The sequence below is a fragment of the Aeoliella mucimassa genome (assembly GCF_007748035.1).
Taxonomy (GTDB): Bacteria; Planctomycetota; Planctomycetia; order Pirellulales; family Lacipirellulaceae; genus Aeoliella; species Aeoliella mucimassa.
In genome coordinates this window covers 5,489,002-5,510,386 of record NZ_CP036278.1, presented here as the reverse complement: position 1 = coordinate 5,510,386, position 21,385 = coordinate 5,489,002, and the positions used below count along the sequence as shown (strand labels likewise).

12 protein-coding genes are annotated in these 21,385 nt (G+C 58.4%); 7 read left to right on the top strand and 5 right to left on the bottom strand.

What is annotated here, in order from left to right; genetic code table 11:
- Positions 1–13 precede the first annotated feature (13 nt).
- Positions 14–1,120 carry an ISKra4 family transposase gene (locus Pan181_RS21620; RefSeq protein WP_231943638.1) on the bottom strand — a complete coding sequence of 369 codons (1,107 nt, stop codon included), beginning with the start codon at positions 1,118–1,120 and terminating at the stop codon, positions 14–16.
- Between the two features lie 37 nt (positions 1,121–1,157).
- Positions 1,158–1,403, bottom strand: a complete 246-nt coding sequence (locus Pan181_RS21615) for a hypothetical protein (protein ID WP_145246355.1) — start codon at positions 1,401–1,403, stop codon at positions 1,158–1,160.
- A gap of 661 nt (positions 1,404–2,064) precedes the next feature.
- Here Pan181_RS21615 and Pan181_RS21610 point away from each other — a divergent pair.
- Both Pan181_RS21610 and Pan181_RS21605 read left to right on the top strand, forming a co-directional pair.
- On the top strand, positions 2,065–2,811 hold the full coding sequence (locus Pan181_RS21610) for a ParA family protein (RefSeq protein WP_145250023.1): 747 nt from the start codon (positions 2,065–2,067) through the stop codon (positions 2,809–2,811).
- Positions 2,804–3,904: a ParB/RepB/Spo0J family partition protein gene (locus Pan181_RS21605; RefSeq protein WP_145250020.1), complete on the top strand. Its 1,101-nt coding sequence runs from the start codon at positions 2,804–2,806 to the stop codon at positions 3,902–3,904. The genes Pan181_RS21610 and Pan181_RS21605 overlap by 8 nt, the downstream gene beginning before the upstream one ends.
- 183 nt (positions 3,905–4,087) lie before the next feature.
- Here Pan181_RS21605 and Pan181_RS21600 read toward each other — a convergent pair whose 3' ends face one another.
- A complete protein-coding gene (locus tag Pan181_RS21600; RefSeq protein ID WP_145250016.1) occupies positions 4,088–6,019 on the bottom strand; it encodes an SLC13 family permease in 1,932 nt (643 codons plus the stop codon).
- 434 nt (positions 6,020–6,453) lie between these two features.
- On the opposite strand from Pan181_RS21600, the gene Pan181_RS21595 reads away from it, so the two are divergent.
- Positions 6,454–10,464 (top strand): VWA domain-containing protein, encoded by a 4,011-nt coding sequence (locus Pan181_RS21595; RefSeq protein WP_231943665.1) that lies wholly within the window; start codon positions 6,454–6,456, stop codon positions 10,462–10,464.
- Here the strand turns inward: Pan181_RS21595 and Pan181_RS21590 are convergent.
- A complete protein-coding gene (locus tag Pan181_RS21590; protein ID WP_145250011.1) occupies positions 10,461–11,552 on the bottom strand; it encodes a PA0069 family radical SAM protein in 1,092 nt (363 codons plus the stop codon). The genes Pan181_RS21595 and Pan181_RS21590 overlap by 4 nt on opposite strands.
- Positions 11,553–12,259: 707 nt before the next feature.
- Between Pan181_RS21590 and Pan181_RS21585 the strand changes: the two genes are divergently transcribed.
- From Pan181_RS21585 to Pan181_RS21570, 4 genes are all read left to right on the top strand, one after another.
- Positions 12,260–13,567, top strand: coding sequence for a UDP-glucose dehydrogenase family protein (locus Pan181_RS21585; RefSeq protein ID WP_145250008.1), 1,308 nt, complete (start codon positions 12,260–12,262; stop codon positions 13,565–13,567).
- A gap of 364 nt (positions 13,568–13,931) precedes the next feature.
- Positions 13,932–16,073, top strand: coding sequence for a retropepsin-like aspartic protease (locus tag Pan181_RS21580; protein ID WP_231943887.1), 2,142 nt, complete (start codon positions 13,932–13,934; stop codon positions 16,071–16,073).
- A 75-nt stretch (positions 16,074–16,148) separates the two neighbouring features.
- A complete protein-coding gene (locus tag Pan181_RS21575; RefSeq protein ID WP_145250002.1) occupies positions 16,149–17,450 on the top strand; it encodes a PEP-CTERM sorting domain-containing protein in 1,302 nt (433 codons plus the stop codon).
- 139 nt (positions 17,451–17,589) lie between these two features.
- Positions 17,590–20,517: a hypothetical protein gene (locus Pan181_RS21570; protein WP_145249999.1), complete on the top strand. Its 2,928-nt coding sequence runs from the start codon at positions 17,590–17,592 to the stop codon at positions 20,515–20,517.
- On the opposite strand, the gene Pan181_RS21565 is transcribed toward Pan181_RS21570, so the two are convergent.
- Positions 20,508–21,368, bottom strand: a complete 861-nt coding sequence (locus Pan181_RS21565) for an ion transporter (protein ID WP_197528577.1) — start codon at positions 21,366–21,368, stop codon at positions 20,508–20,510. The genes Pan181_RS21570 and Pan181_RS21565 overlap by 10 nt on opposite strands.
- Positions 21,369–21,385 lie beyond the last annotated feature (17 nt).

Here is a 21,385-nt window from a genome sequence, read left to right as displayed (position 1 = left end):
GTGGGCAGTTTGCTTAAGCTGCGTACTTTTGCCAGTAGTCTTCCCAGCAGCCGCGTTGGCTGAGGTAGAGGGCGCGGAGGTGGCACACGGCGTTTGAGCCGTGCTGGCTCCAGCGCATGCCGCTTTGCTTCAAGCGCCCCGCCACGACGGTTTTGCACGCGCTCTCGACCGGGCCGCTGCCGATCTGCCAGCCGTGGGCCACGTAGCGGGGGTAGTTCATCTTGTGCTGGTGGTTTTGGAAGTATCGCAGGCAGGTCGTATAAGCTTCGCGTTGAGCGGAAGACCAGTTGGTCTTCTCCAGCGACTGCAACATCCACACGATGCTCAAGCCTCCTTGGTGCTTCAGCCGGTGACACCACGATGCCAACTGAGCAGTGCGATGCTCCTCGTCGTCCGGATAGAGCGACTGGCTTAATTCCACCAGGTACTCACTCGCGTGCCAGAAGTCGAGGATCCGCTCCGCACGCGGGAAGTGCACTCGCAAGAACTCTTCTAAACCAGCACCGCCATCCGAGATCGCGATCTGCTGCTCTGCCTCGTCCCACCCAACCGCGGCGGCTTGGCGACGCAGTTGCCGCCCAAGTTCCGGGAGTTCATAAAACCCCGATAAATACCGCACCGAATGCGGGTCGGGCGAGCGAGCATCCTGCTCGCTGTTTATGTTGTAAATCATGCCGACGTACGCCATGCGGCCCTCGGCCTGCGCGCCACGAGGGCCTTGCTGTCGCACGCCTGTGGCGTCGAGACTCACGTACGCGCACGTCTTGCCATGCGCATCGCGTTGCCAGGCGAACGGCTCTGTGTTGCCAAACGTCTCGCCTTCGGCGAGTAACGTTTGGAGACGCTCGCCAGCGTCTTCGGTGACTCGTTCGACGGTCGACTCGCTGACTTTCAGTCCACACAGTTTACGAAGTGTCACTTCGCTCGACTGAGCGAAGCTCGTTTGCACGCCGGCGATGCTCACCACCTGGGCCGCGGCCGGACTAAACTTTCGCTTGCCGAGTCCCAACGTTTTGTCCCGCGGAAACAATCCGTGACGGCACCGGCGGCAGTGGTAGTAGTGACGCCTCACTTGCAGTGGGCCGAGCAGGCTATCGACCCACCGCGAGCGAACGTTCACGCAGCGGGCGTCGCCATTGCAGGTCGGGCAGACGCAGCTAGCTTTCTCGTACCCGTCCCTTTTTTTGTCGCTCGTTGGCGACTGTTTCCAAGGCCTTGGCTCCGAGTGCATGCACTCGGTCGCGGAGGTCGAACTCCGTCTGCCCAAACAGATTCGAGTCGTCCTTGCCAGCGAGCGCCTTCGCGATCCGCCGGCGTTCCTGCTCGAAGCAATCTCCCAGCAGCTCGTAAACTCGCTGCTCCTCTTCGTTTAGCTCGATTGGCTCACGCGGCGAATAGGCCATGATCATCTCCTGGCGTGTGGCAAAATAGGAAGAGTCACCCGGCACAATATATTAGAACCGATTTCATGCCTACTTTCGAGACGCTTACACCGTGGGAGAAGTGGCCAAACTTCGTCGTTGAACCTCTCGCGTGGTTTGGTCTAATGGACAGGTTACGAACGACACGTCGGAGTGCCCAAGGAGCCCTCAACATGCCGCCCCCCAATCGTACTCCAACTCGACTCCCCGCAGACGACCTGCGAGCGAACGCCACCCCCCTCGCGGTTTGCCCTGCGCAGGGGACAAGTTGCCAGCCTTGCCCAAGCCCCCTGCCCCGCGATCGGGGGCTCGCAGTACCTGTTGGGCTCGGCGGCGAAATAGATTCCCACATGGGAATCTATTCTGCTGCTTCTGGTACGCTCGCCTCGAGTGTTTGGTGCGTAGGGCTCGGGAAAAACGCGAGATTCGGCAAGCGAAAAATAGATTCCCACCCGATCGATTTCCTGGGAAATGGGAATCTATTCCCCGACCGTTTCGAGGGGGGTGCTGCTAGCAACAATTGACGTTCCCTCGCTGGCGACAGATTCCTAGAATCCTGCCCACTACCAATCCCCCGATCCGACGATGCGTTTTGCGCACCTCGGCCGCGGGTCAACCACAGTCCCCGTTTGCTTCCAACCCTATGGGTCGCGTGATCACGATTGCCAATCAGAAAGGTGGGGTCGGCAAGACCACCACCGCGGTCAGCCTGGCGGCTGGCTGCGCGCTGGGCGGCATCAAGACACTGCTGGTGGATCTCGATCCCCAGTGCAACGCGACGGGAGCCATCGGCAACGCGCCGGTCGAGCGGCATCCGCTGGTCGACTCGCGCCCGATTCGCGAAGCGGTCGCCAAGACCGACATCGAGAATCTCGAACTGCTGCCTGGCAGTCAGAGTTTTCGCGATGTGGATGCCTTGGCAACTCAGGCCGATAACGAGTCGCGGTTGGTGGCCGACCACCTGGCAGCAAGCCTGAGTGTGTACGACCTGGTATTGGTAGATTGCCCTCCATCGTTGGGCGGCCTCACTCGCACCGCGCTGGCAACCAGCGACGAGGTGGTGATGCCGATCCAGTGCGAGTACTTCGCCATGGAGGGACTAACGCAAATGATTGAAATCATCCGGCAGGTCATGACGACCGACAACGCCCGGCTCGAGTTCGGTGGCATCCTACTAACTATGTATGAACCGGAACTCGAGTTGACGCGGGAAATCGATCGCGAGGTGCGCGACTTTTTCGGCGACGTGGTTTTCTCCACCGTTGTTCCGAGAGATGTTGCGTTAGCCGAAGCGCCAAGCCATGGCCAGCCGATAATGAACTACGCACCACGTTCGCAGGGAGCGCGAGCGTATATAGAACTTTGTCAGGAGGTACTCGACCGTGTCTAATCAACGCCGACTGGGACGTGGCTTGGAAGCATTGCTGGGGCGCTCGCTCGACGAGCCCACCACCGCCAGCACCACGACAGAAAGTATAAGTCTACCAACCGACCCCGCCGACGAGGGCATGCACGCTAGCATGGACCGCGACTACAACGGGCAACTCTGGTTGGACCTGGTGTCGATCGACACCAACCCTCATCAACCGCGCAAGGAGTTCGACGAACTCGAAATCGCCGACCTGGCCGATAGCATCCGCGAGCACGGTGTGATCCAGCCGCTGGTCGTTCGCCAGGCGGGAGATCGCTTCCAGCTGATCGCAGGTGAGCGACGCTTGCGTGCTGCCCAAGCAGCAGGCTGGGAACGAGTGCCGGTTCAGGTGCGCGACGTTACCGATCAGCAAATGGCCGAGTTGGCCATTGTGGAGAACGTGCAGCGCAAGGATCTCAATCCCCTGGAAAAGGCCGCCTGCTTCCAGAAGTACCTGCAAGACTATAGCTGCACGCAGGAAGATCTCGCCTCGCGGATTCATATCGATCGCTCGACGATCGCGAACCTGATTCGCCTGCTCGAGCTTCCGGAACCAGTGAAGAAAATGGTGAGCAAGAGCGAGATCACCCAGGGCCACGCCCGGGCGCTGTTGCCGCTGGGAGACGAAGATCGCCAGATCGACTTCGCTTACCGGGTGCGGGCCGAATCGCTTTCGGTGCGAGCCATCGAGCAAATGGTGCAAGACGCGATGGCCGAAGAGTCGGGTGACCTGCTTGCCATGCCGGGCTTGGAGAACAATCCCTCGAAGCCGAAGGCGACGCGGAGCGAACAGCTGGCCATGCTCGAACAAGAGCTTAAGGCCGCGCTCGGCACCAAGGTCGCACTGACACAGAACGCTAAGGGCAAAGGTAAGGTGACCATTCACTTTGCCGACGCAGAGGAGTTCGAACGCCTGCGTTCGATGCTCACCGGCGCCGGCCCTGTGCAGTCGACACCGCAAGTGGTCACCGAATCGGTAGAGCCGGCTCCCATCATGGAAACCGAATCGACCATGGAACCGCAGTTCGACACCATGCAAGATGGAATGAACGACTTTCCTGCAGCCGCCTAGCATGAGGTCTCACTAGAGTGATGGCAAGGAGCGAGGTGAGTCGATCGAGTACCACTCGCTAACCTCCACATCACCACGACCAGTGCAAACAACTGATACACCCTGCGAGCCGAGAGCCTAAATGCTCTCGGCTCGCAGTGCGTTTAGAGAACAAGAAGGAGCAGCGACTGAATCACGCGACCACTAGAATGGCCAGGCGATCGGCACGATGACCACCGACGCGACCATCAAGATCAGCGTGAGTGGCAAGCCGATCCGCAGGTAGTCGACTGGCCGGTAACCGCCGGGGCCCATGACCATCAGGTTGGTCTGGTAGCCGATCGGGGTCGCGAAGCTAAGCGAAGCGGCCAGCGCGACCGCCATGATGAACGGACGCGTGGAGTATCCCCCGTCGGGTCCCGCCAAGGCGACACCGACCGCGATGGGAATCATCATGGCCGCGACCGCGACGTTGGAGATCATCTCGGTAAACAGAGCGGTAACCAAGTAAATAAGAGCAAGTAATACGTAAGGCTGTAGTGATGCTGAGATGCCAGAAGCGGTAGTCACGCTGACTAGGTGGTCGGCAATGTACTGAGCCGCCCCGCTGGTCTTCAGCGCCTGGCCTAACCCAATGGCGGCCGCAATGGTGATGATCACCTGCAGGTCGATTGCCGAGCGAGCTTCGGAGGTGCTCATCGCGCGGGTGCCGATCATCAGGAGCACGATCGCCAGGCCAATGATCGGCTGCGGCTTGCCTGCAAACAGATTGCCAAACGGAAGCAAGTCGCCCCACAACCCAGCAACCGTAAGCCATACGATCATCAATCCAAACAGCGCCATGGCCACGATCGCTCGATCGTGCCGACGGGCCGATGAGCCACCGATGGCGCTCACCAAGTAGAAGTCGCGACTGTTGCGATACGCCTCGGCGAAGTCGGCTTTGGTTTGCAGTAGCAGGGTGTCGCCAGGCTCGAGTCGAATGCTACCGATCTTGTTGGTGAGTCGCTCGCCATTGCGATGCACCGCGACGATGGCCGCGTTGTAACGTTGGCGGAAATTCGCCTCGCGAACGCTCCGCCCAATCAACGGCGAAGTCCGCGAGAGCACTGCTTCGGTCAATCGTCGCTGCGTTCGCTGGGCGGGTTGGAACTCGTAGGTCAGGTCGGCCGCGGGAACCAATCCGGGAATACGTTCGAGGTCGGCGATGGTTTGCACGACTCCGGTGAACACCATCCGATCACCGGCATGGATCATGTCGTTCGGCGTAACCGGCGCGATGAGTTCTTCGTCGCGATCAATCTCGATCAAGAACAAGCCCGGCAAGTTTCGCAGCCCTGCCTGCTCGACCGACTTGCCGATCAGTGGGCAATCGTTCTGAACGAGCATCTCGACCAGGTACTCCCGCCGGCGCTCGCCGAGTTCGTCGATAATCTCACTTCGTTTCGGTAGCAGCTTGGGTCCGATGGTCAGCAGGTAGACGACTCCGATGATCGCCAGGGGGATGCCGACCCAGGTGATGTCGAAGAACTCAAGCTCCTCGACCAGCTCAGCTGGTCTTCCTGTCTCGACGATCCACTTCTGCAGCTTGGCGAGTTCCGCGTTCACTACCAGCGTGGTGCTGGTGCCGATCAACGTGCAGACTCCGCCGACGATGGTCAGGTAGCTCAACGGTATCAACACCCGCGACGGCGAGACTTTGCGTTGCCGACACCAATCGAGCAACACTGGCATGAACATCGCTACCAGCGGGGTGTTGAGCACAAAGGCCGAAACCGGCACCACGGTCAGGGATAGTCGCACCAAGGCTGCCCGCTCGGTCTTGGCAGTGCCGAGGATGGCGGTGCCGATCCAGTCGAGTGCACCGGTCGCACGCAATCCAGCAGAAGTGGCAAACAGCGCCGCAATAAATAGTACGGCCGGGCTGGCAAAGCCTTCGGTCGCCTGACGGGGAGTAATGACCCCCGAGAGGGTCACGAGCACCAGGCCGGCCAAAAACAGCAAATCGATCGGCACGCCCCTCAACCAGACCAATCCGCAAAAAACCAGCGCGATCACCAGCAAGGCAATCACGCCGTCGATGGTCAGCCCCCCTGCGGCGGCGATCAGGGGTACGACATCAATCAATGCAAGCATCGGCCCAAACGCGACAAAAATGCTAAACTAATACACAGCAACAACTTGCGACAATTCTAGCTTGCCCGATTCGGTTTGTGCAGTCGTTAAATGGTGTTAAGCGAGATGCGCGTTCCCGCGATCTCGGGTCACAAATTGAGGAAAACCGATCGCGTCACAATAAAAAGTAGTATGTGGAGCGAAGGGTAAGTGATCCTCGAACGTGTCGCCGCCGACAGAATCGTCAGGATCTGTGGGCGATTTTACGCCAAAACTTGTGGCAGTCGCCCTATGGCTGGAATAAACTGGTAGAGACCCCCCTGGCCTTAAACTGCGCTGGGGGTAACAACTTAGGCAATCTACGCGGCCGTTCACTCCTCAGCTTACGGGAGCCGGAACAGGCGGCCGCTGACGTGTAAGGTACCTACTCGGAGTACCCCCTGATGACGATATTGATGAGTTTGCGTTCGTTTGGCTTTAGTGCGTTGTTCGCCCTGGTGGCCGCAATGTCGGTCCCGGCTGTAGCCGACGAGGCCCGGCTCGAAACTTACAACACGACCGACGGTCAGTCTTACTTCGCGTTGACGATTCCGCGATTAGACGATCAGAACACCGCGCCGCGTGATGTGGTGCTGGTGCTCGACACTTCGGCGAGTCAAGCCGGCTTCTTCCGCGACACGGCGATGGCCGCGCTGGAGCGCTGCGTTGAGTCGCTAAATGCGGACGATCGTGTTCAGATCGTGGCCGCCGACTTGGACGCACGTCCCATGAACGATGGCTTGGTATCCCCCACCGATGCTAGCGTGAAGGCTGCCATCGAAAAGGTGGGGCGCGAAGCTCCGCTCGGATCGACCGACATGCATCTGGTGTTGACCACCGTGACCGACATGCTGAAATCGGCCGATAGCGATCGCCAACAATCGATCGTCTACTTCGGCGACGGCATGAGCAACGCCAATCTGATGGATACCGACACGTTCGCACAATTGGTTTCTGAACTGCGAACCGAACTCGTATCGGTTCATAGTTTTGCTGTTGGACCGAAGCGTGACATCGTGATGCTCGCCGCCCTGGCAAACCAAACCGGTGGCAATCTTTATGTGGATCCCGAAATGACTTGGGCCGACGAGGCCGAAGGCATCAGCGTCGAACGTGCTCAAGAAGAAAACCGTCGCCGCGGCGGCGTGGCTGGCAAAGAACTTGCCACTTGGGTTCACGGCACCGTGATTCGCTGGGAAAAGACTGAATGGCCTGCTTCGGTAGCGGCTGCTTATCCTCACGACTTGGTTCCCGTACGCAACGATCGCGAAACCATCGTGGTTGGCAAACTGCAAGAAGCCGCCTCGGTAGAGGGTCAATCGCTGCACGCTGAGTCGGGCACGCAAACCATGACCTGGCAACTAGCCGAAGCACCGGCCCACGTTGACCTTTCGTTCCTGCCTGAAATGGTGGGACGAGCCGAGAAAGATGGCGGTCTAAGCCTCACCACGCTCGGAATTCGTGGATTCGAAGAAACCGGTCGCTCGATGCTGGCTAGCGTCGAAGAAATGACGAACCTCGCCGAGCGTGCCATTGCTATGGGCGACCGCGAAGGTGCCACTCAACTGGCCAACGCGGTGCTGCGACGCGATCCCGAAAACCTGCGAGCCCAAACGGTTCTCAACTTGATCGAACGTGGCGGAAAGGTCACTCCTGAAGACCTGCCGGCCATCAGCAACCAAACCGATCTGAGCTTGGTTCGTGAGCCTTCGACAGTTGGACCCGAAAGTGGCGAAACCATCAACGGCATGCCTGCTCGCGAGGCGGTGATGGATGGTTCGTACCTGACGGAAATCGAACGCCAGAACCGCATCTTCTCGGAAATGATCGAGAAGGAAGTGGAAGTCGCCGTGTCGGATGCCCGCGATACCATGCGGACCAATCCCGACAGTGCCGCTCAAAATCTGAAGCTGATGCTGCAGAACGTTCGTACTGCTCCTCAGCTGCTTCCCGAAGTTCGCTCGCAACTGGAAGACCAATTGCAGAACGTGCTGAAGGAAACCGCTCGTGCTTCGGTGGTCGACGCCGAACTGCGTCAGCAAGCTCAAGAACGCGAAGCAATTGCTCGCGAAACCAAGATGATCAACGACCGCTTGCTTCGTAAAGAAGAGAAGCTGAAGCAGCTTTCGTCGCGGATGAATGCGTTGATGGATGAGCGTCGGTACGAAGAAGCTCAAGAGTTGGCCGACATCATGTACGAAGAAGACGACAAAGCTGTTGCTCCGATGGTGGCTGTGTTGAACTCGCAGTTCCAACGTCAGCATTACTTGCAAGCGATTACTCGCGAACGTCGCTGGCGTGGAACTTGGGAAGCCTTCTATCAAGTCGAGCTTTCCGCAGTGCCCGCTCCGGACGAACCACCAATCGTCTATCCGGACGCCGAAGTTTGGGAAGAGCTCACCAACCGTCGCGAAAAGTACAAGGCAGTCGACCTGGCTGGCCAAGATGGTGCCGAGCAACGCATCAACAGCGCGTTGTCCGATCCTCTCACCAGCTTAGGCCTGGAGTTCCAAGATGCTCCGCTGTCGGAAGTCGTCGACTTCCTGCGTAGCGAGTACAACATCGAGGTTCAGCTCGATATCCCTGCCTTGGACGACCTCGGCCTCTCGCCGGACGAACCGATTACCGTGAACCTGCGAAATATCTCGCTTCGTAGTGCCATGCGTATCATGCTGCGTCAGTTGGATTTGACCTACGTCATCTCCGACGAAGTGCTGCTGATTACCTCCGAAGACGAAGCCCTGACTCGTCTGCAAGTCAAAGTCTATCCAGTTGCCGACTTGGTACTGCCGATTGAAACTCCCTCGTCTGGCGGCTTCGGCGGCATGGGCGGCATGGGTGGCGGTATGGGCGGCGGCATGGGTGGTATGGGCGGCATGGGCGGCGGTATGGGTGGCGGCATGGGCGGTATGGGTGGCGGCATGGGCGGCATGGGCGGCGGCGGTGCCTTTAGTGTGCCCGATGAAGCAGACCCAGCCGAGCAGCCCGCAACCGAAGCCAAGCCCGCTACCAAGACTGCTGTTACGAGCAGCCCTGCTGAAGTGAGCAAAGACCAAGACCCTGAAGTCTACTGGGACAACTACTTTGGTGCCGAACTGCGTGACAACGCCAAGGTGCGAGCAGAAGTTCGCGACCAGATGAAGGCAGGCCGTTACGACCAGGTAACCGCCTTGATTCAGTCGGCCCTGCGTCACGGCCAACCTCAACCTTGGATGTACGAAGCCCTCGGCATCGCCATGCAAATGGATGGTCGTGCCCAAAAGGACATCGAACGTGCAGTGATGTCGGCAGTCGATTTCAGCCGCTCGGCCGACGAATTGTCGTACATCGCTGAGTACCTGAGCCGCATCGATCTCAACAAGCGTGCGTTGCAGGTCTATCGTCAGGTCGTGAAGATCGATCCGCTCCGTAGCGAAGCCTATGCGATGGGCTTGCGTGCTGCTCAGCGGGCCAACGATCTCGAAGGCGTGAAGTGGGCAACGCTCGGCATTCTCGAGCAAGCCTGGCCTGCAGATCAGGAAGTGATCAAAGACACCGCTTGGCGAGTTGCTAAGGCAACCATGGAAGACCTGGCCAAGTCGGGCAAGAAGGACGAAGCCAAAGAATACTGGACCAACGTGTCGAAGGCCCTCGAGCGCGACTGCGTCGTACGTGTTTCGTGGACCGGCGACGCCGACGTGGATCTGTCGGTGATCGAGCCCGGTGGTTCGATCTGCTCGACTCACGCCCCCCGCGCCTCGGGCGGCGGCGTAAACATGGGCGACACCCTCGTGAGCATGACAGGTTCCGATAGCGGAATCTTAAGCGAAACTTACGTTTGCCCTCGTGGCTTTGCTGGTGAATACCAAGTTCGCGTGACTCCTGTCTGGGGCAAAGTTACCGCTGGTAAAGTGACCGTCGATGTGTTCCAGCACCTGAACAACGAAGAAAAGGTGCAGCATCGTCGCGAGCAGCTAGAACTCGGCCCCGATGGTCGGACCGTCAAGTTCAACCTGGCGGAAGGTCGCCGGGAAGAAGCCTTGGAAACTCAACTGATTGCTCATGCCATTCATCGGCAGCAAGCAGTGAGCCAGGCTGTTGGCCGTGCGGTGTTGGCGCAACAACTCGATTCGGCTTCGGATCCAAGTGCTTACCCCATTCGCGGTGAAGATCCAGCGAACGCCCTGCGTCGCCGGTTGCTGAACGGTGGTGGTGGAGCCGTTGGCTTCCAGCCTCAGATCGTCACCCTGCCTGAAGGTACGAACTTCTACGCCACTGGCGTGGTATCGGCCGACCGTCGCTACGTGCGAGTCACGTGCTTGCCGTTCTTCTCGACGATCGGCGACGTCTCGACGTTCACCTTCGCAGGTACCGCCACCGACGATAACAACAATAACAACAACGGCAACAATAATAACAACAACAACAATAACAATAATAACAACTAGTCAAATAGTCGCCTTTGGCCGCCGGGTTCGCCCGGCGGCCTAAAGTGCGATGAATCGAGTGGTGGCAATCGTTTTTCAAAACCATACTTGCCAGCAAACACCCTAAATGTTTGCTCAATCTGCCTGGCGATCTCTCCTTCGCCACGCATTCGCTTACCAAACTCGCTCTTGTAAAGCTGACCATCGCGAGTCGCCCTGGTTAGCATCTCGACTTTCGTCGCTCGATCGGGATAGCACTGGCGCAGCCAGTCAAAAAACACCTGGTCCACCGCCTTGGGCAATCGCAGCAACACAAAACTGGCTGCGCGTGCGCCTGCTTCGCGAGCCGCGGCGAGAATCGCCGGCACCTCGCTGTCGGTGAGCCCGGGGATGATCGGGGCGACGACTACCTGCGTGGGTATGCCGGCCGCCGACAAGGTTGCTAGCGTACGCAGACGAGCCTCTGGTGTGCTCGTACGCGGTTCCATGGTACGTGCTAGCTGCGAGTCGAGTGTCGTAAGCGATATGGCAACATGCACCGCATTGAACTGGGCTAATTCGGTGAGTAGGTCGAGATCGCGAACGACCAGAGCATTCTTGGTGATAATGCCCATCGGCTGCCGACACTCGGCCGCAACGGCTAAACACGACCTGGTTATCTTGAAACGCTGCTCCGCAGGCTGGTAGCAGTCGGTCACACCAGACAGGGCGATCCACTCGCCTTGCCATTTTGGCTTCGCCAGCCATTTGCGAAGTAGTTCCGCCGCCCGGTGCTTCACAAACACCTGGGTCTCAAAATCGAGCCCCGCCGACAGCCCCAGGTACTCGTGGGTCGGTCTGGCGTAGCAGTAGCTGCATCCGTGAGCACACCCACGGTAGGGATTCATGCTGTATCGAAAGGGGATGTCAGGGCTATTATTCTGCGAGACGATCGTTTGGGACTCGTCGGAATGATAGACGGTATCGGGTTTCCGCAGACCCTCTAACAGCTCAGCATCCTGGTCACAATCGGTGAGATCCCACTCCATTTGGGTGGTCAAATAGCGGTTGGCGGGCTGCGATTGAGCCCCGCGTCCTCGCACTTTCGGCGTTAGTGGTTGGTCGGCCATGGTGGTTGCAGTGTAACGATGAACACCCACAGGGGCAATCGAACCGAAAAAAACAGGGAATAAAAAAACTTACAAAGTTTCTCCGATCGACCTTGACCCCAAAGGCTGAGAGTTCTATTCTCCCGCCCAGTTGAACAACAAACGTCGTTCAACCAACGCCAAGTCGCCTTGGCAAGAGAATTAGAAACCTGTACTAATTGGCACAATTGCCACGGTCGATAACAAACAGCCCTTTCACCGGTAAACCGAACGGCCTGTTCCCTGTTTTCTACTAGGCATTGCGTTGATAAATCGGTACCATAAATAGATTGGCACAACCGGATAAGCTTTCTCCCCCCAACCGCTTACCATCTGTGCCCGCCCAACGCAGGCGACAATGCGTCCAATCGCTCCCGGAAGAGTTTGCCGTCCTTTGCCCCCCTGGGACGTAGCTTTTCTGGGAGCTTTTTTTATTTCTCCATGCTAGCAGACGCGGCCGCAGGGCGTTTGCTACTCTTCGCGGGACGCTGAGTCCCAGCACATCTGGCGAAACTACTACAGCTGGCGAAGATAGGCTGATTCTTACTGAGATTCGCCGCTAATGATGTGGGGTCTGTCGCGAGAATTGCCTCGTCCGATTAAGATGACTCACTTTGAGTCACCTATACTAGGTAGTGAACCTTTGGCTCGCCGCCTGAACTTAACGACAATCCCTGAGAGGACTTGCGATGAAAATCGCTGTGATCGGAACCGGCTACGTTGGTTTGGTTACCGGAACTTGCTTCGCCGATAGCGGGAACGATGTCACTTGCATCGATATCGATGAGAAGAAGATCGAAAACCTCAAGCAGGGTATCATCCCCATTTACGAACCAGGCCTGACGGAACTGGTTCAGCGGAATTCCGCGGCTGGTCGTTTGAAGTTCACTACCGATACCGCTGCTGGGGTTCAACCAGCCGAAGTCGTCTATCTGGCGGTTGGTACTCCCCAGGGAAAAGATGGTTCGGCCAACATGTCGGCCATGTGGAGCGTCGTAAAAGCGATTGCCCCCTACCTGCAAGAGTCAGCGATTGTCGTTACCAAGAGCACTGTCCCCGTCGGCACGAACGCCAAAATATTTGGCATGCTCAAGGAACTGACCGGCCGCGAATGCGACGTTGCCAGCAACCCCGAATTTCTGAAGGAAGGGGCTGCGATCGAGGACTTCATGAAGCCCGATCGCGTGGTGGTAGGTGTTCGCCGCCCGGAGGTATCGGACGTGCTTCATCAGTTGTACGAGCCTTTCCTCCGCACCGAAAAGCCGTTTATCAGCATGTCGCCTGAGAGTGCTGAGATGACGAAGTACGTGGCTAACGCGATGCTGGCGACCAAGATCAGCTTTATCAACGAGATGGCAAATCTGTGTGAGAAGATGGGGGGCGACATCAACGATGTGCGTCGCGGCATCGGGCACGACAGCCGCATCGGCTTCGCTTTCTTGTTCCCAGGCGTCGGCTACGGCGGTAGCTGCTTCCCCAAGGACGTGCGGGCGCTGACCTCGATGAGCCTCGACCACGATTGCGAACCCACCTTGCTGCGTGCGGTGGATGAAGTGAACGAACGCCAAAAGTCGGTGTTCAAGCAACCGATTCTCGACCATTTCGATGGTGATCTCAAAGGCAAGAACATCGCCGTGTGGGGTCTGGCCTTCAAGCCGCGGACCGACGACATTCGCGAAGCTCCCGCATTGGTGCTCATCGATTGGCTTCTCGAGCAGGGAGCCTCGATTAAGGTGCACGACCCCGAGGCCATGGAGAACGTCGAAGCCGAGTTGGGCGACAAGGTTGCCTACTGCAAGTTCCGGATGGATGCGATCGAGGGTGCAGATGCCCTGGTGATCATGACCGAGTGGAAAGACTACCACTCGCCCGATTTTGCGGAAATGTACCAGCTGATGAAGTCGCCGGTGGTGTTCGATGGTCGTAACCTGTACGAGCCGGAACGGATGAAACGCCGGGGATACAAGTACTACAGCATCGGCCGCAAGGCGGTTTAGCGTCCTCTGCCCCCCGGCCGCATTCCTCCCGGCACGTAGGTGGCCGCCCGCAGCGGTACGATAGGCCGAGATTTCCGCTGTTTCGTTGACAGCGATGCCCGTTCCATCTAGCCTAAAGGCAGGGACAGAACGTGCCTGCGCAAGGGTTGCGTCTGGGCATAGCGAGTGGTAAACGTCGGCTATCCGCGACGTGGTGAAGGCCAGCACCTAGTCGCCGTGGAAGCCGGATCTCATCTGCCTCCACCGCCGTTGCCACGATGCTCTTATTCATTGCTCTCAACGAGGAACATAGGTCATAGAGATGAACCGTCTAGCAGGAAGGTGGCTGGTTGCCGTTTGTATGTTGAGTCCCTTCGTGGGATCAATGCAAACCCAGGGAGCCGAAGTCTCCATCGGTGGATTTATCCCCTTCGTAGGAATCACGCTCACCGATGAATTCAAGGATGCCCAGAGCGACCTCTCGGGAGGCTTCTTTCTCACCGAACGCGAAACCTCATTGGTTGGTTCTGAGCTTAGAGGTAACAACAACTCATTTATTCACGACCTGGCATTGCTCGATACTGGTGCAGCCACCCATATTCTTGGCCCGCGTGCTGCCGGAATTAGTGGTTTCGACATCGATGGCAACGACTTCGATGGCACTAATATTCAGCAGATCGGTGGTGCAACAGGTTTAATTGATCTGTCGATCGACGACCCCTTAGGAGTGTTCGTCAGTGGACTTGCCAATCGCACCTCGGAAGGGAATACGCTGGAGATCAATCGCAGTACGTTCCGTGGCCAGTCGAGCTTTGCGACGCTATCGGCTCCCGAAGAGTGGGCGTTGCCAAACATCATTGGTTTGCCAATGGCCGCGCAACATAAGATTGTGATTCGCAACGATCAACCACAGGTGTTTGAGTACGAGGGCCGCACTGTACGCACTCCAAACATCGAACTCAAAGACCTCGGTTCTGGCTCCGAGGGCATTTTGCGTCGTACCGATCTAAAGATTCGTCCTGGGGCATCCTTTGTTTCTGGGCCACTCTATATCCAGAATCTTGATTTCTTCTCCGGCGATCTCGAATTCCACGAGAACCCACTCTCCCCCACCGTGGTGGAAAACGCAGCAATGTTTCTCGACATCGACATGCACAACGGCGACGTCGGTTTCGAAGACAAAGAGTTTCTGTTCGACACCGGTGCCGACTTTACGGTGATCTCCAGCCTTACCGCGAAGCGACTAGGATTCGACGTAGTGCTTGATGAGCCCGACTTCCTGCTCGAGGTCGAAGGTTCTGGCGGTATTCAAGACGGCGTGCCCGGCTTCTATGTCGACCAGTTGAACATCGACACCGTGGGGGGCAATTTCACACTCACCAACGTGCCAGTCGCGGTGCTGGATGTGACCAACCCCAACGATCCAGGCAATATCATCGATGGCATCATCGGCATGCACTTATTCAATGGTCGCAATCTGGTGATCGACGCGAATCCGTCGATTGGCCAAGGCGGCACAGGTCCGAGTCTTTACATTAGCGATCCGGTAACCACCGACTTCGACTGGAATTCAACCGCTACGACGCAATCCTGGCACACGGCCGGCAACTGGTCGGCTAGCGCCGTGCCCGACATGCTCGCGGCAACCCAAGTGGTGAACGTAACCGGCAACGCCCAAACGGTCACTCTGTCGCAAGATGCCGAATCGAATACCGTGGTTGTCGGCGGTGGCTCGGGCAGCCCCATCGAGCTGTCGCTGAAATCGGGGGCGACGCTCACTACGTTTGGCGAAACGAAGGTCGACGCAGGCGGCACCCTCACCATCGAAGCCGGCGGCAAACTGGATGCTCAGTTCATCAACATCGAGCAAGGCACCCTCCGAGGCAGCGGCGAGATCTTCGTCGGTACCGGGCCGATCAATTCCCCGGTCCGCAATATTGATGGGCGTGTCGAAGCAGGCGATGGCATCGGCCGACTCACCATCGATGGCGACTTCTCGAATCTGGCCGAAGGAACCGTTGCGTTCGAACTGGCAGGCACCAACGTAGCCACGGAGTACGACCAACTCGACGTCACGCGTTACGCCTTTCTCGCTGGTGTACTGGAAGTCACACTCGACGCCGGGTTTGAACCAGAGATGGGCGACTCGTTCACATTGATTACCGCCGACGAAGCTGTCTCCGGCAGGTTTGAGCAATCGATTCTACCGCTCGGCTACGAATGGTCGATCGAGTACAATCCCAACAACGTGGTTCTTTCTGTCACTGGCTTCATCGAACTGCTGCAAGGCGACTTCAACTCCGATGGCACCGTGGACCTGGCCGACTACACCGTATGGCGCGACAATCTTGGCTCCATCTACACGACTGCCGACTACCAGCTTTGGAAGAGCAACTTCGGCAAGAGCCTTTCGCAACCCGCTTCGGCCGTCAACGCAGTGCCGGAACCAACCAGTGGAGTGCTATCAATGGCCATGCTAGCCCTGCTGATTGGTGGTTTGCGAACTCGAAGCTTGCGGCGTTCGTAACCAGTGGTACGATCAAAGAGTGTCAACCGAGAGCTGAGGAGAGTCTGCCAGCTTCAACCAGTCGAGACCCAAACGATGCATCTCTACCTTCGGCAACTATTCCCAATGCTGCTGGTTTGTGTGTTTGCAACCTCGACGCAGGCGATTACGGTTCAGCTTGAGTTTGATACTTCGAGTCCTTTCTACACCAACTCCACCGCCCGCAATTCCATTCAGCAGGCGGCTACCGATTTGGGCTACTGGATCACCTCGCCACTTAGCCAGATCAACGAGTACTCGTGGGAACGCGACAGCACGACCATTAGCAGCCAGCAACTGAGCAGCACCTTCAATTGGCGGTTTAGCTATACGCACCCAACGCAAGGCTCCGTTAACATCACCGATACGCTTCCATCGAACACGGTGAAGTTCTTCGTCCGTGGACAAGATCTTGCAGGGAGCACGCTTGGTCAAGGCGGAGCGGCCGGCGTTGGCTACTCGGCTAGCTATGGCATTTCTTATTTGGGAGCCATCAATGGGACCAATCTCCAAACCCAGTTCGAGCAGGTCGTCGATCGGCAATCCGAAACCGCCACCGGGGAGTTCACCCGTGGGTCGGGGCCGGTGATCTCGACCCTCTCTGGAACCTCAAGCATCAACCTCGGCGGCAACATCGCCCAGACCGACTATTCCGTCTCGTATGGCCCTGCGTTTGGGACGCTCGCCCTCGACACGAGTACCGGCAGCAAGACGCTCGAGCAGTACTGGCATCTCGACGTGACGACCGACGTCGCCGCGGGCAAGAACGACCTGTACTCCGTCGCCCTGCACGAAATGCTCCACGCCCTCGGCATGGGGGCTTCCGAAACGTGGGACGACCTAGCCAGTGGAAACACCTGGACCGGCTCCGAGGCCATTGCCGAGTACGGGACCGGAGTCAATTTAGTGTCGGGCGCCCATATTGCTTCGGGCCGTATGAGCACCAGCATCGAAGACGGCGCAGTGCAAGAAGCGGCCATGGATCCCACGATCACCACCGGCACACGCAAGTACATGACCGCGCTCGACCTCGCGTTTCTCCGCGACTTGGGATACACCACCCGAGCGATTCCCACGTTCTCCGACCCCGGCGACTTCAACGGCGACGGCCTCGTCGACCTGGCCGACTACACACTTTGGCGCGACAACCTTGGAGCGTCCACCGAGGCGGCGATCAACAACAACGGCAATGGCGGCGGCATCACCTCTTCAGACTACACCCTCTGGAAGAACAACTTCGGCACTTCCTACGCGTCGGGCTCCCTGGCAAACGTCCAGGTGCCTGAACCCTCGACCACCTCGCTGCTCCTGCTGGCGCTAGCCATCGCCGGAGTGGTTGGACGCCGATCCGCCCGCTAGTTCTGGCAGTTTTCTACTACACGCGGCCTGGTTCGACTCGAATTCTTGCAAGTCGATCGCCCCTGGTTTACCCTAGCAGCATCACTTTTTGGAATCGGCAACTTAGAGTACGTCTGCATTGTGTCGGAGGGGGCTGAGCATGGTTCGCGTGAGTTGGCAACTGCGGTGGTTTTGTTGTTTAATGGCCCTCGGCATCGCGCCAGCGATGGCTACCAATTTGAGCTGGAGCGGGGCCGCTGTCGGAAATAGCAACTGGTCGGACACCAACAACTGGCTCCAGGGCGAGTCTCCTACTGGCAACGACCTGGTAATTGGCGATGTCGTGGTCGGCGACACGTCAGTGAACACCGACTTCTCAATCGCCAGCTTGCTACTCACTGGCGGTTCGACCGCCGACACAGCAGGCAACTCGCTCATCGTCGACGGCATGACGACGGTCACCGCCAACGGTTCCAAGCTCGTCATCTCTCCGCATGCCGACGACGCCATGCAATCGTCGGCCATCCTGAGTCAGGCCATCGTGCAATCAGGCGGCGAGATCCAGCTACTCGGTGGGGTACTCGAGATCGACGAGCCCGACACCCCCACGGCTACGCTTACCGTTGCCGGCGGTGGGTTGCTCTCAGGCCATGGCACCCTACTACTCTCCGACTCGCTAGGCGAGACGCCGACCGTTACCTTCATCAACGATGGCCTGTTGCTGACCACAGCAAGCGAAGAACTCTCGACACTAACCATTCGGGCGATTGGCGAGCAGCATCGACTCGACCTCGATGGCACCACCGATACCGGTATTGTGAGCATCGCTGCCGGAACCATGCTCGACTTGCAAGTGGCCACCGAGGTATTCGGCGGGCTACTAAATCTGGACAGCGGCGCAACGCTGCAGGTAGCTCACCAGCTCGATCTGGTCGAAGCATCCCTTACCCTGTCGAGCATCGACGCGGAAGCCGCGCCAGCCACGTTGCGTTCCGACAGCACCGTGACCATCGATAGCAGCATGCTGAATGTCACGGGTCACACCAGCCGTATCGAAGCCCCTTTTCACTTCACCTCGTCCTCCTCAGGCGGCACACTCGTCGCAAGCGATAGCCGGCTCGTCTTGGCGGGCGATGGAGAGTTCGATGGTGGTAGCTCGCACACCGGCGACGGCACCCTCGCTTTCGAAGGGGGACACTACACCATCTCGGGCACGCAACTGTTCGACATGACCGGCGGCACCATCGTGCTGGATGCTGATACCGAACAGGCCGAAACCTGGCAGCTCGATGCTCGGCTGGTTGTAAGTGCATCGCAGCTCGACGATTTTGGCGACAACTCGAACGACCAGACCGATACCATCGCCATTCATGGGGCGAGCGGACAGTTGGTCGTGTCGCAGGGCTCTTCCAACAGTTGGACCCTGGCCCCTCAAGGCAAGATCGAGATCCATGGCACCAGTAGTTTTGCCTCGTCGCTACGGGGAGACAACATCGCCGTGGCGGGCACCATCGAAGTGATCGATAGCACCAAGACCGAAGCGAAGCTTTCGATCCTCTCCGGTGGCCAGGTCACGATTGCTACCGAGGGACAAGCCCTGCAACTCGCAGCGGGCAACTCCACCGATCCCCACCGCATCGCGGGCGGTGTTATCAGCGGGCCGGGAACCCTGACGACCGATGGCCAGACCTCGCTCGAAGGCTTCGGCACGATCGACGCCCCCGTTGACTTCCCCGCGTCGTCGTCCCTCTGGGCGAGCGGCGGCACCCTTACCATCAACACGCAAGTGCTCGACGCCGAATGGATTGGCACCGCCGCCTCTACCGGCTCACTCCATTTGGCCGCGGGGCTCGATACGAGCAATGTCCGCGGGTTGGAACTGAAGGGTGGAGTCGTGACCGGCAGCTATATCGCCAACAACGGCATTACGCGGGGCAACGGGTCGATCGAGGTCACGTCTTTCTACAACAACGGAGTGCTGCACGCCTTGGCTGGCGAGGGTGATACGCTGGTGGTTGCGGCCGCCAACAGCATCGACCTCGACGGTGCTCTGCTCGTCGCGGGAGAGGTGCAAGCCACCTCGGCCAACCTAACCATCGCAGCCCCGCTGAGCGACGACTTCGGGGGCAAAGCGACCGTCGGAGCAGGACGTGCACTGCGATTCGAACAAGGGTGGATTCTGGCCCCTGAGGGATTGCTCACCCTCTCTGGCGATGGCTCCAACGCAGCCAGCCTGGTTGCCGACTCGCAGATCGCAGGCCCGGTAGTCGTCCATGGCATGGCGATGATGTCCGGCACCACCACCTTTATGGCCGGCTCGAGCGTCGAACTTGTCGAATCAACCGACTCGCTGGAACTCGAGGGTACGTCGACTGTAGAGGCAAACGCAAGCTTCACCGGACTGGGGAGCGTGGTCAACCAGCCCATGTCGGTGCTCACCATGGCCGACAACTCGACCCTCGGCGTCACTCTGGCAAACGAGGGAGAACTTCAGATCGGTCACCATTCCTTGGTGTTGTCGTACGAGCAACTCGCATCCGGCACCCTTGGCATCACGCTCGACAGCGTCGACTCTTACGATCAACTCTTCTACGAAACCAGCGTCAGCCTCTCCGGCGGTCTGCAGGTCCTGCTTGGCGAAGGCTATTTGCCGACGATCGGCGACTCCTTCACTATCATCACTGGAGCCGGCAACCTGACAGGCGGGTTCGACGAGAACTTGGTGGAGGCTCCCGCGCTCGCGGGGGCCTTAGGTTGGCAACTCGACTACACTTCCAGCGAGGTCCTGCTGAGCGTGGTTCAGCTCACCTTAAAAGGCGACTTCAACGCCGATGGCATCGTGAATCTGGCCGACTACACCCTCTGGCGCGATCATCTTGGCTCGCCGGACGAATCAGTACTCTCCGGCAACGGTGACAACGAGAATGGGGTCGACGCGGCCGACTACGTGTTGTGGAAACAGCACTTCGGTGAGTCGATTCCTACCGACTCGCTCGTTTCGCAAGCGGTGCCAGAACCAAGCTGTCTGGCAATCGCGATGCTTGGCCTGCTACTCGTGCCTGCTGTGCGAAAAGCGTGTCACAGCTGATTGCCGCAGCGACTGCAGTAGATCGCGTCGGGGTCGGTCACCTGGAAATTGCAGCCTTCGCACTTTCTGGCCGACTGCTGGCTCTTCTGACTCATAACCTCCGCACTAAACAGCCCGGTCGGCACGATGATAATTGCATAGCCCAGCAGCATCACGAGCGAAGCGACCGCTTTGCCTTGCGGGGTAACCGGTGCGATATCGCCATAGCCAACCGTGGTCATGGTAACGATCGCCCAATAGATACTGACTGGAATGTTGTCGAAGCCGCTATCAGCTCCCGCTTCGATCAAGTACATGATCGATCCCAGTACCACGATCGTGCACAAGATCACTGTGATGAACACGGTAATCTTTGGCCAGGTTTTACGAATTGCGAGCAACCAACCTTGGCTTTCGCGCACGTGGTGGGCGAGCTTTAACACTCGAAACACGCGAAGAAGCCTCAGCGTACGAATCGTCGCGAGCGACTGGGCGCCGGGTAGAAAGATGCCCAGGAAGCTTGGTAGCAACGACACGATGTCGACCACGCCGAAGAAACTAAAGACGTACCGCGCGGGTCGATTGACGCACGCCAGTCGGGCAATCAACTCGATCGTAAAGAGTCCGGTAATGAACCACTCGAGCTTGGTCAGCAGGCTTCCCCAGACAGCGCTTTCGCGCATACCCTTGACGCTTTCCAGGCTTACCGCGACCACGCTCACCACAATCACGATCAACAGCAACACGTCGAACCTTCGCCCCGCGGGCGTATCGTGCTCGAAGATCACTTCGTACCATCGCCGCTGCCAAGTCCTGGGGCCAGGGCCAAGCGTGGGGTTGCTCATCGGATTGTCGCGATTTTGCTGATCCATGCAGCAAGTGTAGCTTA

Coding starts and splice junctions, on each gene's coding strand:
- Pan181_RS21575 (WP_145250002.1), top strand. CDS start 16,149: ATGCATCTCTACCTTCGGCAACTATTCCCAATGCTGCTGGTTTGTGTG.
- Pan181_RS21615 (WP_145246355.1), bottom strand. CDS start 1,403: ATGGCCTATTCGCCGCGTGAGCCAATCGAGCTAAACGAAGAGGAGCAG.
- Pan181_RS21610 (WP_145250023.1), top strand. CDS start 2,065: ATGGGTCGCGTGATCACGATTGCCAATCAGAAAGGTGGGGTCGGCAAG.
- Pan181_RS21590 (WP_145250011.1), bottom strand. CDS start 11,552: ATGGCCGACCAACCACTAACGCCGAAAGTGCGAGGACGCGGGGCTCAA.
- Pan181_RS21585 (WP_145250008.1), top strand. CDS start 12,260: ATGAAAATCGCTGTGATCGGAACCGGCTACGTTGGTTTGGTTACCGGA.
- Pan181_RS21570 (WP_145249999.1), top strand. CDS start 17,590: ATGGTTCGCGTGAGTTGGCAACTGCGGTGGTTTTGTTGTTTAATGGCC.
- Pan181_RS21580 (WP_231943887.1), top strand. CDS start 13,932: ATGCAAACCCAGGGAGCCGAAGTCTCCATCGGTGGATTTATCCCCTTC.
- Pan181_RS21600 (WP_145250016.1), bottom strand. CDS start 6,019: ATGCTTGCATTGATTGATGTCGTACCCCTGATCGCCGCCGCAGGGGGG.
- Pan181_RS21595 (WP_231943665.1), top strand. CDS start 6,454: ATGAGTTTGCGTTCGTTTGGCTTTAGTGCGTTGTTCGCCCTGGTGGCC.
- Pan181_RS21565 (WP_197528577.1), bottom strand. CDS start 21,368: ATGGATCAGCAAAATCGCGACAATCCGATGAGCAACCCCACGCTTGGC.